General features: G+C 60.8%; 16 protein-coding genes and 2 tRNA genes. 10 read left to right on the forward strand and 8 right to left on the reverse strand.

The window, feature by feature from the left end; translation table 11 throughout:
• The first annotated feature begins 21 nt into the window (after nt 1-21).
• The 7 genes from gyrA to DD236_RS00210 all read left to right on the forward strand — a co-directional run bounded on the left by gyrA (nt 22) and on the right by DD236_RS00210 (nt 4,337).
• Nucleotides 22-2,607, forward strand: coding sequence for a DNA gyrase subunit A (gene gyrA / locus DD236_RS00185; protein ID WP_109093228.1), 2,586 nt, complete (start codon nt 22-24; stop codon nt 2,605-2,607).
• A gap of 2 nt (nt 2,608-2,609) precedes the next feature.
• The gene (locus DD236_RS00190) at nt 2,610-2,843 is read left to right on the forward strand and encodes a hypothetical protein (RefSeq protein ID WP_109092384.1); all 234 of its coding nucleotides are present in this window, start codon (nt 2,610-2,612) and stop codon (nt 2,841-2,843) included.
• Between the two features lie 55 nt (nt 2,844-2,898).
• Nucleotides 2,899-3,468, forward strand: coding sequence for a DUF3566 domain-containing protein (locus DD236_RS12240; protein ID WP_243409858.1), 570 nt, complete (start codon nt 2,899-2,901; stop codon nt 3,466-3,468).
• Between the two features lie 93 nt (nt 3,469-3,561).
• A tRNA-Ile gene (locus tag DD236_RS00200) sits at nt 3,562-3,635 on the forward strand.
• A gap of 71 nt (nt 3,636-3,706) precedes the next feature.
• Nucleotides 3,707-3,826, forward strand: a complete 120-nt coding sequence (locus tag DD236_RS12245) for a DLW-39 family protein (protein ID WP_243409859.1) — start codon at nt 3,707-3,709, stop codon at nt 3,824-3,826.
• 5 nt (nt 3,827-3,831) lie between these two features.
• Nucleotides 3,832-3,904, forward strand: a tRNA-Ala gene (locus DD236_RS00205).
• A 22-nt stretch (nt 3,905-3,926) separates the two neighbouring features.
• Nucleotides 3,927-4,337 carry a hypothetical protein gene (locus DD236_RS00210; protein ID WP_133246016.1) on the forward strand — a complete coding sequence of 137 codons (411 nt, stop codon included), beginning with the start codon at nt 3,927-3,929 and terminating at the stop codon, nt 4,335-4,337.
• Between the two features lie 238 nt (nt 4,338-4,575).
• Here the strand turns inward: DD236_RS00210 and DD236_RS00215 are convergent, their stop codons facing one another.
• From DD236_RS00215 to DD236_RS00250, 7 genes are all read right to left on the reverse strand, one after another.
• Nucleotides 4,576-4,806 carry a DUF6112 family protein gene (locus DD236_RS00215; protein WP_109093230.1) on the reverse strand — a complete coding sequence of 77 codons (231 nt, stop codon included), beginning with the start codon at nt 4,804-4,806 and terminating at the stop codon, nt 4,576-4,578.
• 139 nt (nt 4,807-4,945) lie between these two features.
• Entirely contained in the window at nt 4,946-5,347 is a 402-nt protein-coding gene (locus tag DD236_RS00220; protein ID WP_109092386.1) for an arsenate reductase ArsC, read from the reverse strand.
• The gene (locus tag DD236_RS00225) at nt 5,344-5,820 is read right to left on the reverse strand and encodes an arsenic resistance protein (RefSeq protein WP_243409860.1); all 477 of its coding nucleotides are present in this window, start codon (nt 5,818-5,820) and stop codon (nt 5,344-5,346) included. Before DD236_RS00225 ends, DD236_RS00220 begins: the two co-directional genes overlap by 4 nt.
• Nucleotides 5,821-5,859: 39 nt before the next feature.
• On the reverse strand, nt 5,860-6,339 hold the full coding sequence (locus DD236_RS12110) for a hypothetical protein (RefSeq protein ID WP_207785636.1): 480 nt from the start codon (nt 6,337-6,339) through the stop codon (nt 5,860-5,862).
• Nucleotides 6,340-6,900: 561 nt separating this feature from the next.
• On the reverse strand, nt 6,901-8,751 hold the full coding sequence (gene arsA, locus DD236_RS00240; protein ID WP_279322526.1) for an arsenical pump-driving ATPase: 1,851 nt from the start codon (nt 8,749-8,751) through the stop codon (nt 6,901-6,903).
• Nucleotides 8,742-9,140 carry an arsenite efflux transporter metallochaperone ArsD gene (gene arsD, locus DD236_RS12395; RefSeq protein ID WP_109092387.1) on the reverse strand — a complete coding sequence of 133 codons (399 nt, stop codon included), beginning with the start codon at nt 9,138-9,140 and terminating at the stop codon, nt 8,742-8,744. The genes arsA and arsD overlap by 10 nt, the downstream gene beginning before the upstream one ends.
• Nucleotides 9,141-9,233: 93 nt before the next feature.
• Entirely contained in the window at nt 9,234-9,617 is a 384-nt protein-coding gene (locus tag DD236_RS00250) for an ArsR/SmtB family transcription factor (protein WP_109092388.1), read from the reverse strand.
• Nucleotides 9,618-9,843: 226 nt separating this feature from the next.
• On the opposite strand from DD236_RS00250, the gene DD236_RS12400 reads away from it, so the two are divergent.
• The 3 genes from DD236_RS12400 (at nt 9,844) to DD236_RS00260 (ending at nt 11,283) form a co-directional block, all read left to right on the forward strand.
• Nucleotides 9,844-10,251 carry an arsenic resistance protein gene (locus tag DD236_RS12400; RefSeq protein WP_423716450.1) on the forward strand — a complete coding sequence of 136 codons (408 nt, stop codon included), beginning with the start codon at nt 9,844-9,846 and terminating at the stop codon, nt 10,249-10,251.
• Nucleotides 10,164-10,583, forward strand: coding sequence for an arsenic resistance protein (locus DD236_RS12120; RefSeq protein WP_207785698.1), 420 nt, complete (start codon nt 10,164-10,166; stop codon nt 10,581-10,583). Before DD236_RS12400 ends, DD236_RS12120 begins: the two co-directional genes overlap by 88 nt.
• Nucleotides 10,584-11,067: 484 nt before the next feature.
• Complete coding sequence (locus DD236_RS00260) at nt 11,068-11,283, forward strand: hypothetical protein (protein WP_109092389.1); 216 nt, start codon at nt 11,068-11,070, stop codon at nt 11,281-11,283.
• A gap of 440 nt (nt 11,284-11,723) precedes the next feature.
• Here the strand turns inward: DD236_RS00260 and DD236_RS00265 are convergent, their stop codons facing one another.
• Nucleotides 11,724-12,269 carry a hypothetical protein gene (locus DD236_RS00265; RefSeq protein ID WP_109092390.1) on the reverse strand — a complete coding sequence of 182 codons (546 nt, stop codon included), beginning with the start codon at nt 12,267-12,269 and terminating at the stop codon, nt 11,724-11,726.
• Nucleotides 12,270-12,303 lie beyond the last annotated feature (34 nt).

Consider the following 12,303-nt stretch of genomic DNA (forward strand, 5'->3'; position numbering starts at 1 on the left):
ACCTATAACCACGGCAACATCATGGACGTGGATCTCCAACGGGAGATGGAAAAGTCCTATCTGGACTACGCGATGTCCGTGATCATTGGCCGTGCGCTACCAGATGTTCGTGATGGCATGAAGCCGGTTCACCGCCGAGTGCTCTACGCGATGTATGACGGTGGCTACCGGCCCGAGAACTCCTTCTCCAAGTCCGCAAAGGTTGTTGGAGACGTCATGGGCCACTACCATCCCCATGGCGATAGTGCGATCTACGATACGATGGCTCGGCTAACCCAACCGTGGTCAATGCGTTATCCACTTGTTTCCGGGCAGGGTAACTTCGGAACCCCTGGCGATTTGGGTCCCGCTGCTCCCCGATACACCGAGGCCCGCATGGCACCGTTGGCCATGGAGATGGTACGTGACATCAAAGAGGACACGGTAGATTTCGAACCGAACTACGATGGCTCAATCCAAGAGCCAACGGTCCTGACCTCCCGCTTCCCGAACCTACTGGTTAACGGCTCTGAGGGTATCGCCGTGGGCATGGCCACCCGTATCCCGCCACACAACCTCCGTGAGGTCACTGAGGGCGTGCAGTGGTACTTGCAGCACCCGGATGCCAGCAAGGAAGAGCTGCTGGGCGAACTGATGCGGCGTATCAAGGGACCGGACTTCCCCACAGGCGCCACGATCCTTGGCACGCGGGGCATTGAGGATATGTACCGGACCGGCCATGGTTCGATCACCCAGCGCTCAGTGGTTGAGGTTGATGAGATCAACAACCGCCAATGCCTGGTGATCTCCGATCTGCCGTATCAGGTAAATCCCGATCGTCTTCTAGACCGCATGGTAGAAGGCATCCGCGACGGTCGGCTCCCCGGTATCGCGGACATCAGGGATGAGACGTCGGGCCGTGCGGGGCAGCGTATCGTCGTCGTCCTAAAACGCGACGCAGTCGCGAAGGTAGTACTCAACAACCTCTATAAGCACACCCAACTTCAGAACAACTTCCCCGCGAACATGCTCGCGCTCGTGGATGGTGTTCCGCGGACGCTTTCGCTGGACGGGTTCGTGCGGCACTGGGTTACCCACCAACTTGAGGTGATTCGGCGGAGGACCGAGTACCGGCTGCGTGAGGCCGAGAAGAGGCTTCACATTCTGGAGGGCTACCTCAAGGCTCTCGACATGCTGGACGAGGTAATCGCCCTGATCCGGCGGTCCCCAACAGTTGATTCCGCGCGTACCGGATTGATGGAGCTCCTAGAAATCGACGAGCTCCAGGCGAACGCGATTCTGGAGATGCAGCTCCGCCGCCTCGCCGCGCTCGAGCGGCAGAAGATCATGGACGAGTACAACGAAAAGCTCGCTCAGGTTGAGGATTACCGGGATATCATCGCGAGGGAAGAGCGCCAGCTCGAAATTATCTCTAACGAGCTCCAGACGATCGCTGATAAGTACGGGGACGATCGCCGCACCACCATCCTCCCCTTCGATGGGGAGATGAGCGTGGAGGATCTCATTCCTGAGGAGGACGTTGTTATCACCATTACGAGGGGCGGCTTCGTCAAGCGTACCAAGGCGAGTGAGTACCGGGCCCAGCATCGTGGTGGTAAGGGTATTCGCGGGGCCCAGCTTAGGGGCGACGACGTCGTAGAGCACTTTGGCGTAGCCTCCACTCACGATTGGCAGCTGTTCTTCACGAACCTCGGGCGCGTGTACCGTGCAAAGGGCTATGAGCTTCCGGAGGGCGGGCGCGACGCTAAGGGGCAGCACGTAGCGAATCTCCTAGCGTTCCAGCCGGGGGAGAACATCGCCTCAACTATCACACTCAAGGACTACCATCAGGCCGATTATCTGGTTCTGGCAACCTCGGACGGCCGGGTCAAGAAGACGCGGCTTTCCGATTACGATTCCGCACGGGCCGCCGGGCTAATCGCGATCCGGCTGGGCGAGCACGTTGATGGCTCTACGGATCAGGTGGTGGCGGCATCGCTGGTCAACGAGGGAGATGACATCATTCTCGTGTCCCGGAAGGGCCAGTCTTTGCGGTTCACGGCCACCGATGCGGCGCTTCGCCCCATGGGGCGCGCCTCTCAGGGCGTGACGGGAATGAAGTTCCGGGATGGGGATTCCTTGCTAGCGATGCAGGTGATCAGGCCCGATTCCCAGGTATTTGTTGTGACCGAGGGCGGTTTCGCCAAGCGTACACAGGTGGATGAGTACCGTGTTCAGGGCCGTGGCGGCTTGGGCATCAAGGTGGCCAAGCTGACCGAGGCGCGCGGCGACCTAGTGGGTGCCCTCATCACCGAGCCCGGCGAAGAAGTTCTGTGCATCATGGAATCCGGCAAGGTGACGCGATCCTCCGTGGACGAAGTAGGCATCACCGGGCGTAATACCCAGGGTGTGACATTCACGAGGCCCGATGAATCCGACCGAATCATCGCGATTGCACGCAACGTTGAAACTCAACTGGAAGAAGAGCTTGAGAACTCAGCTCTTGAGGTTGAGCCCGCAAATGTGGAGAATCAACCTGAGAATACGGACATGGACGATTCGCAGACGGTAATCTCTGAGGGGAACGACCAGTTCACCGAAAGCAATGCGGATAGAACAACGGAGTGAAGATGAACGCTAAGCACAAGAAGGACGAAAGCGCCGAGATCGCTGAAGAATCCCGCGAATACGAGGGTCCCACTGGCCTTCCAGTTGCGGCTGGCGGATCAAAGGAAGGTAACCGGGGGCCGAGCGGCCTGCCCGAGTACGCTGGTGGCGCCCATAAGGGCCAAGCTGGCGCGAGCGGTTTGCCTAAGGCTGCCGGCGGGCACGAGGATGAGGAATCAGAGGAAGACGGCGAATAGGCCCTCTTGACGCCACATGAGTGGCGCAAGTGGAGGCCCTAGCTACGGAGAATTAATGAGCGAAGAACAGAAGCAGTCCCCAAACAGCCCCGAAGCGAGCTCACCTGAAGAGGTAAAGCCCGCAGCTGGCGGCGATGGTGGCAACGCAACGGCAAGTACCACTCAGATGCCTCCGCAGGCGGCGGTTCCTCAGGGTGGGAGCTCACAGGGCAACGTAGCTGGGGCCTCAGCGCCAAGCGTTGGCGCGCCTCAGAAGCGCTCTGTTGGCCTACGGCGTATCCGGATGACCATCTCCAAGGTGGATATCATGTCCGCCGTGAAGCTTGGGTTCCTGCTATCCGTGGTGTTCGCGTTCATGGTTGTTATTGCCATGGCCATCATCTGGTTCGTGCTGGACGGCATCCACGTGTTCTCGCAGCTTCAGGGGCTTCTGGAAACCCTGAATTCGGCGGCACTACTTGAATTCATGCAGTATCTGGAGTTCGGGCGTTGGATGAGTTTCGCTGTGATCATCGCGATTCTGGACGTTGTGCTGCTGACGGCGCTGAGCGCTGTTGGGGCACTCGTATACAACCTCATCAGCTCGCTCGTGGGTGGGCTGCGTATATCGGTCACTGACGAATAGTGATTCCTGTCGCGTTGCTGCTGCCCGTTTGGACATCCGAAGATCGGGTGTTGTAATCTAATTCGGCACCCTAAAGGGAGCACCGCGATGCGCGGGCCTATAGCTCAGTTGGTTAGAGCGCAGACCTGATAAGTCTGAGGTCGATGGTTCGAGTCCATCTAGGCCCACGGTGAAGGAATCAACCAAGGTTGAGACCTCATTCGTTTCGCTTTGAGAAACGGGAACGGAGAGAGGAAACATGAAAAAGTTTCTGATCATCGCACTAACAGCGATTGCAGGTTATGCTGGCTGGCTCGAATACCAGCGCAGGACCCAAGATCGCGCAGTGTGGAACGAAGTTACCGATCCTATCGCGTAACACACGGGGCTATGGCGCAGCTGGTAGCGCATCTGCTTTGCAAGCAGAGGGTCAGGGGTTCGAGTCCCCTTAGCTCCACAAAAGATGAGAAATTCGAAGCTTGCCCCGCCTGATGGCGGGGCAGCTTCGTTTTCGTGCCCAGATCGGGCGGCTGTATGACCCTGGCCTGGGCAATCGTCACGCCGACGGCATCTGTGGGGACGTAGTCAACGTGGCCTTCGTCGTCGAGCTTCTCCTTCTGGGTGTTCAGGAGCGCGCGTTCGTCGTCGGTGGTGGCTTCGAGCAGATCGAAGACGACGCGGACGATGGTGCGCAGCTGAGAGATCCCGGGCAGGCCGGAGTCGTTGGGGCTGATGTCGATGTCCATGGGCAGCAGGGCGGGCAGCTGGACAAGTGCGGATGCGAGGTCGTTCACGATGAACTCCCGAAGATCAGAACCACCCCGGGTGGGCGGCAGCCGAGGAACATGGTCGACCAGCAGGTGCACGGGTGCTCCCGGGGCTTGGAATGAGGGCATCGTCGTCACCTACGATGGGAACGTTGACTGCTGCGGCTGAATCAGCGGGTGACAGCGTGTCGCTCGTAGCGCTGTGTCCGAGGGCCGAAGCACGTAGTCTTCGCTGTCCTGTGTCTGATGCCAGGGGAGGTCAGGAGGCGGCCAACGCCCTTGCGTGAGTCCTGTCCTTGAACCCGACTGAAAGGAACCCGCATCCCTAGAGTTGTTCGGCGAGCTGGATGAGCCAGTTGATCTAGGCGACTCCGGCCCCTGCAAGCACCGCGGCGCCCAAGGCGACGAGGACGCCTGCGCAGGATTTCGTGGCGACGCTGGTGTTCCCGGTGCTGCTGGCGATGGCCCAGATGATGGCGGAGACGATGATCATGAGGACCGTGATGACCAAAACGATGGTTAGGGCGGCGCCGATGACCGTCTTGAGGCCGCCGATGCCGGACAGGCCGTCGAAGTTGGGGAACTCGTTCATCACAGGGCTCCCACCGGCATGGTCGGATGATCGAAGTACCGGAATGGCCGGGATTCCGAGCTTCGATGAAGCCGGGTCTGTGGTGAGCTTCATGCGGTGCAGGTGCGTCGAGCGCACCCGCGGCAGTACGGGTCAGGCGTTAGGTGAGCTGGGTGATGAGGTCGCGGACGCGGGTCTCGATCTGGTCGCGGATGCCGCGCACGGCCTCGATGGGCTGGCCGGCGGGGTCGTCGAGCTTCCAGTCCTCGTAGCGTTTGCCGGGGAAGAATGGGCAGGCGTCGCCGCAGCCCATGGTGATGACGACATCGGCGGCTTGAACGGCGTCGGTGGTGAGCACTTTGGGTTGTTCGGCGGTGATGTCGATACCAACCTCGGCCATGACCTCGACCGCTGCGGGGTTGATCTGCTCGGCGGGGATGGAGCCGGCGGAGCGAACCTCGATCGTGTCGCCCGCGTGGTGGCGGAGGTATCCTGCAGCGATCTGGGAGCGTCCGGCGTTGTGGACGCAGACGAACAGGACGGTCGGCTTGCGGTTGGTCATGACGGGCTCGATTCTGCTGAGTGCGGATTGGTGTGGAACCAGCGTCGGGCGGTCCAGAGGGAGACGTAGCCGAGGCTGAGACGCTTGTCGAGGGTGAGGCCGGTGCGGTACTCGGGCAGGTCCGACAGCAGCAGCCACGCCAGGGCGAACATCACCGCCGGGCCGAGCAGCCAGTTCAGCACCAGCGATAAGAGCAGGAGGCGTGTGTCGCTGGTGACGGCGGCGATCTTGTCGTAGCGGACCTTCGCCAGTACTGGATACATCATCACCAGCAGTCCGAGTCCGATCGGCACCGAGATACCGCCGACCTCTAGGCGGGTGAGTAGGTCGGAGACGCCGGGGACGAGCCGGCCCAGCAGCAGGCCGACGAGTATTGCCAGCCCGATCCAGGCCGGCAGCCAGCGGTCGAGTGTCGAGAGACGCGCCCTTGTCATGACGGCGGTGGGCTCGGTCGGTGGTCGGGTCGCGGTCATCGGCTACCTGTTCAGGCTCGGGGGTTTCGTCGGCCGGGGTCAGGCGGTGGGCTTGGTGGCGCGGACGATGGCGGCGTGCATCCCGTCGGCATCGTTCAGGTCGTAGAGGCCCGCGCCGAAGCCTCGCTCGGCCGGCGTGGTGTCGCCGCAGCACGAGCCCTCGCTGGCCGGCCGGGTGGTGTCGCGGTCGGCGGGCTGGCCGCCGCAGCAGGAGGTTCCGCAGCAGGCGTCCTCGACCAGCAGGTCGGCGTTGCGGGTGCCGGACTTCACCGCGGTCGCGGCATGGGCGTAGCGGGCGCGGACCTGCTCGCGCAGTTCGGTGTTCTCGCTCATGATGTGTGCTCCGTTCATATCGTTGGATCGGGTCATATTGATGATGGTCAATGCATCGACAGATGTCAATACGTCGGGTAGTGTCGCGGGCATGACGACTTCGCTGCCGCTGCTGACCACGACCGATGCCGGTGCGTGCTGCGCGCCAACGAGGTGCCCTCGCGGAACAACCTGAACTTCAAGCACATGTAGGCCACGGGCTCCACGATCTGGTCGAACACCTTTGTCTCAACATGGAGCGGCCCAGGTGCCCGCTCACGGACATTCCCACGGTCATCGGAAAGCGTGTGTCCCACCTCCTCTTTGTCTCGTTACTGAGCGATATTATGTCCGACTAGTCGCATCGCGCCTATCCCGATTCGAACGGGCCATAAACATCTTGACTCTGCATGTGGAGGGTCGGATGAGAGCCACTGAACTACTTCTAGTGCAGTTCGCCATCAGGCTCTAAGAGATCGGCCAGATTATCAGTTTGATAATCTATGTGATCAACACGCGATTCATCGGCGACCATGCAAGCCTGAAGCAGTTCCCATATAGACGCCGATGAGAACCTCTTTCCGTGATGATCAATCGATTTCACGTCCGGGGATATCACAAGGATAGATGCACTTCATTGAACTAATTGTGATACGTAATCCAGCGCATTCCTTCGTTGGATAAATGACGATGAGGCCGTCCGGAATTGAGTATTCCTGGGCAGCCTCATTGTCATGCATCTCCTTGGAGTGGGAATTCAGTTGTCTCCTATTGGACGGTTTCACGCGCAATAGTCACCTGAGATGGCGCGGCGGGCCGGGGGCGCCGTCCAGCGATGCTCTGTAGGGCGGGGAGCCCTACGGGGTCGGTGCCTTGCGCGGGGATAACGGCGAGTCGTGGCGCGAGTCGATCCACAGTGTGGATCTGCTCGGCTTCCGAGGCGGCTCGGGCTGCCAGAAGCGTTGAGTCAGTCTTGACGGCGGACAGCACGTTGTTGACGGCCCAGGCCCAAGGATGAATGTCGGCACGGGCGAGGTCGGACGCCAGCTCGGTGGCTTCGAGCACGGGCGTCGTCTCCGGCAGGGTGACCACGAGGATTTTCGTGTAGCTGGGGTCGCGCAGTCTCATGAGAGGAGTGACCGTGTTCTCGGGGTCATCGGAGAGTCGGGTGACTTCGCGGTGGTAGGAGCCGGTGGCGTCCATGAGCAAGATGGTGTGGCCGGTCGGGGCCGTGTCCATGACCACGAATCCGTTGTCGGCTTCGGCGACCGCCTGGCTGAACTGCTGGAAGACCGCGATCTCCTCGGTGCAGGGGCTGCGCAGGTCCTCCTTCAGTGCCTGCCTTCCTGCATCATCGAGAGAGGCACCCTTGGTGTTCATCACGTGGTCCCGATAGGCCTGTGTGGCTTCCTCGGGGTCGATGGCGTCGATGCTGAGTCCAGGAACCTGCTGGGCAAGGGTCGTGTCGAGATGAGCGGCGGGGTCAGTGGTGGTCAAGCGGACGCGATGACCGCGTTGAGCCAATGCGGCAGCAACAGCGGAGGCGACGGTGGTCTTTCCCACTCCGCCCTTGCCCATTGTCATCACCAAACCGTGTCCCTGTGCGTCGAGGGCATCGATAAGGGAGGCGAGTTCGGGAAATTCTTTGGGGGCATCCGCCTCGTGCGCCGGGGCCGGTTGATCGGAGTCCGGCTCAAACAGGTGAGCGAGTGCCTCCACCCCGACCATCGCGACCGCCTTGAGTGGGATCTGATCGCGATGTAGTCCGGCCAGGTTGGGGGGCAGGCATGTCAGCGCCTGCTCCTGACGCTGTTGCATCTGCTGGTAGAGGGAGTCCTGTTGGACCCTTCGGGTTGTCTCATCGTTGGGCAGTGCCGCATTGATCACGAGATGGGTGGCCCGGATCCCCAGCGCCGCGAGTTCATCGTAGGTACGACTCACCTCGGCGAGGGTGGAAGCCTGGGCGCGGGCAACGAGGACCAGCCGTGTAACTCGGGGATCTGTGAGTGCCTTGATGGCGGCGCCGTAGGTGGCTCGATTCTTTTCCAGACCGCTCATGGGCCCGAGGCAGGAGGCATCCCCCTTTCCGTCATCGAGATAGCTGGTCCAGGAACCGGGGAGCTGGAGCAGGCGGATGGTGTGTCCGGTTGGGGCCGTGTCGAAGATGACGTGATCGAACTCTGCAGTCTCCGCGGGGTCAGCCAACAGTGAGGTGAACTCGTTGAAGCTAGCGATCTCGGTGGTACACGAACCCGACAATTGTTCCGTGACCGACGCCAACTCCTTGTCAGCCAGCAACCCCCGTAACGGGGCGAGGATCTTGTCGCGGTAGGCCCCGGCGGCTTGGTTGGGATCAATCTCCAGACCGGACAGACCCGGCACGGACGGGATTGGCGTGATGGTATTGCCGATCCTGGTTTCGAACACCTGACCGATGTTGCTGGCCGGGTCCGTGCTCACCAGTAGCACGCGGGCTCCACTCCGAGCCAAGTGAACGGCCGTGGCGCAGGCAACCGTCGTCTTGCCGACCCCGCCCTTACCTGTGAAGAACAAGTGGCGGGGGACGTCGGTGAGGAAATCCATATCCACCCGGGATACCCGGGGATCAGTCAGCAGCATGCCGAGCCTCCGCTGCAGCAGCTGCCGGACGTCGAATTAACGACAGGCAGGGGAACCGGTTGTGAATCAACTGCTGACTGTGAGGGACTCATTCCTGCCCACCGCTTCAGTTCGGTACGGGTGGGGTAGCGACCGGTCAACACGGTCGTGTCATCAACCAGGGTCAGGGGCAGTTGTTCTGAGCCCGCCTTGTCCAAAAAAGCCAGGACGACTGGGCTGGCTGCAAACGCGCCAGGTTCTGTCGCCAGGTTCGCCCGCGCGATGTCGGCGCCTTCTTGGCGGACGGCGTCCAGGTCGGCGGTGAACCTCACCAGGTTCTCGTCAACATCGGGACCGCACACCCCCGTGTTGCAGCACATCGCTGGTTCGAAAACTCGAATACTCGGCATGTCTCCTCCATCTCCTTCATATAGATAGGTGTCTATGTGATGGAGAGTACGCCACCGATCGATGACTGTCAATACGACATCGGGGGCACTGTCTCAATCGGCTCGTGGAGCGCCCTCGCGCGTCGCCAAGCTGGCCACTCTCTTGCCCAAACCGCGGAGAGTGTCGGCGCAGATGCTGTAAAAGACCCACTTGCCGCGCTGCTCACGCGTGACGATCCTGGCCTCCACGAGGAGGCGCATGTGGTGGGAGACGGTGGGCTGGGTGACGTTCAGCGGCACCGTGAGATCGCAGATGCATGCGGTCTGGTTGGGGTGGGAGGCAATCAGCTTCAGGAGTTGGAGCCGTGTGGGGTCCGACAGAGCCTTGAGTTGGTGAGCAAGGGTGTCCGTTGCGGCCACGTCGATTTGGGTTGGTGTGTCCGCCGGGCGGCATGCCTCCTCGGTGGTCTCCGGGCTTAGGCTGAGTGGAGTGGTCATGACCCCAGTATCCTCCTCAGATTGACATCCGTCTATAGGAGGGGTCATGCTAGCTTATATCGACAGTCGTCTATCGAACTGAGGTCTGAGGTGAGCAATCCGATGCAGGCCCGGCGCCGCGAAGTGGCCACCGTGGAACCATCGTCGGGTGAAGGGATCTCGCAGCAGCCCGCCGGCCGCTTGGGGGGTGCTTGACCGATTCCTGCCGATCTGGATTCTCTCAGTGATGGCAGTCGGGGTGCTCCTGGGCCGCTTGGCACCAACTGTTCCGCGCGTTCTTGACGGACTGCACATTGGGTCGACAAGCCTCCCGATCGCACTCGGCCTCCTACTGATTACGTATCCGCCTCTTGCCAAGGTCCGCTACACCCGACTCCGGCAGGTCGCGCAAGATCGGCGGCTCCTGATTGCCTCTCTGGTGCTCAACTGGGTGATCGGGCCAGCCGGAGCCTCGGCGAGCGCCTCCGAGGCCGAATCTGGTATGAGACCCGCTTCCTGCCGAGGGTCAGTCCGCTCGCCACCTGGGGACTACTCCTCACCGTCGTCATGCTCTTTGCCCTGCAGAGCGATGCCATCAGCAGACACCCCCTCGAGGTCGCACGCATCGCTGTATCGCTGTTCATCTACTTTGTAGTCATGTTCGCCATTGGTTTCTCCACTGGTCGGCATCTGCGTCTGGGGTACGCGAAGATCACGACCCTTGCGTTCACCGGTGCTGGCAACAACTTCGAGCTTGCCATTGCGGTCTGCATCGGGACTCTCGGCACCCTACCGGGCGTGCCCGTGCGAGTCGCGCATCGCTACGCCACGGGTAGCCAGGCGATTTCGCACGGTACCGCCGCTGAACCCGAGCCGCTTACCGATTTGTTCCAGCGACTCACCAGACTCGTAGCGGCCTACCATCTCCGTGACCTCGTCCGGCGTAGGAGAAGCGTTCCGGATTCGCACGCCTCGTTGACGGAGTAGGTCGGCGAGTCGGACTCGGCTGACGCCAAGCTCCAGCGCGAGGTCCCGGAGCTTGGCTCCCTCGGCATACCGGGCCTCAACGGCGGCAAGCTGACGATCATTCGGTTGAACAACTTGTCGTGTCTTACGACGGTCGCGCACTCTGCCCTCGGACGGCCGGAGCCGAGCCGTCCTGACGACCATTAGCGCACGTCGGAGCCGCGGGGCAAGTTTCGAAAACAGTCTCCGTAGGTCCACAAATTGAAATTGGCTCGGCTTCGGCCGGGCCAATTCTGATTTTATGGCTTGTGGACTCGGACCCGTGAGGGCTCAGGCAGCGGTGGAGCAAGCGGGGCTTGCGAACTGCCTGAGGGCGAGCGATAGCGAGCGATGCGGCTGCGGAGCAGACGCGGAGTCCCCTTAGCTCCACATAATCGGCAACGTTCGAACTCTGTCCCGCTTCAATGCAGGATAGGGTATTGCGCGCGGCCGCCGGGCCTTCGGAGTGCTCCTCGCCGGTGAGGACGAAAATGCCGATGTCGAGCTGAGCCAGGCTCAGGCCACTTTGGGTACCTTGACCTGCGGGCTCACCATCGGCTTAGTGGTGCAATCTCTCATCGCCCCAGACTCTCTCCCCACCTCAGAACAGATCACCGAGGCCCTCAACCTAGTTCGTGCAATCGGGCTCATCAGTGGCCAGACTGGCTGTGGCCTTAGCTAATTGTGCTATTGACTCCGCCCTATCCCACGATCCATGTGGACGTCGCATTGGTGTTCTTATGGGTCAGTGCAGACTGGGTGAAGATTACTTGTGAAAGCGTGATAGGCGACGCTTCCTTGCCGGGCTCGATGCTGCCGAGTTGGGGAAGTCCACCAGTCTGCATGCCTTACCTGTGTAGACCAACAGGGCCCGCTTTACAGTCAACGCCTGCGCTGGGTTGTTGATCGCAGTTATAAGCCGTGCGGCGGACCGCTGTGCCAATCGTCTTGTCACCCGTCACATGGAATCGAACTGACTGGCGGTTACGCCAGCCCAGCCTCGATTGCTGCGAAACCCCGCAGATTCAGAGGCGGAGTACGGGAGTGTGGAGGCATAAAGAGACCCGGGCGGACCTACGGATACGTCAACATCCGGGACCCGTGAAGCTACTGTTTCTGCAATTACTCCTTCGACGCCTCGTTGGAATCGCGATCAGCTTCGGGTTTCTCGTCGACTTCGGGTTTCTCGTCAGCTTCAGGTGCCTCGTCAACTTCAGGTTTCTCATCAACTTCAGGTACCTCGTCAACTTCAGGTGCCTCGTCAACTTCAGGTGCCTCGTCAACTTCAGGTTTCTCATCAACTTCAGGTACCTCGTCAACTTCAGGTGCCTCGTCAAACACTGCTGATTCAGCCACACTGTCTTCATTCGGTGATAGGTGCTGGGCCGGAAAAACCACGGCGTTCTTGCTGTACTGCGAAAGAGTGATGATCAATCCGACGATGCCGGCTGCGATGAGCGCCGTGGCAAGGGTTACCGAGGCGTCGCCGTTGGTGATCCTTGTGTAGTACTCGGTGGCGTCGGCGATCGTCCCATCGTTTGCACCGGCCTGAGCGGTTACGGTCTCGGACTTACCGTACATGAAGAGAGCAATGCCGCCGATGAGCGAGCCAAGGGATAATACCCACGAAACCACGGATGGTGCTACGGAGGATTTAGAAGAGTTCATTGGGAGCCTTTCGAGCTATGTGTACGTGTCGGAC

The organism is Ancrocorticia populi (genome assembly GCF_003123745.1).
In the GTDB taxonomy this organism is placed as follows: domain Bacteria; phylum Actinomycetota; class Actinomycetes; order Actinomycetales; family Actinomycetaceae; genus Ancrocorticia; species Ancrocorticia populi.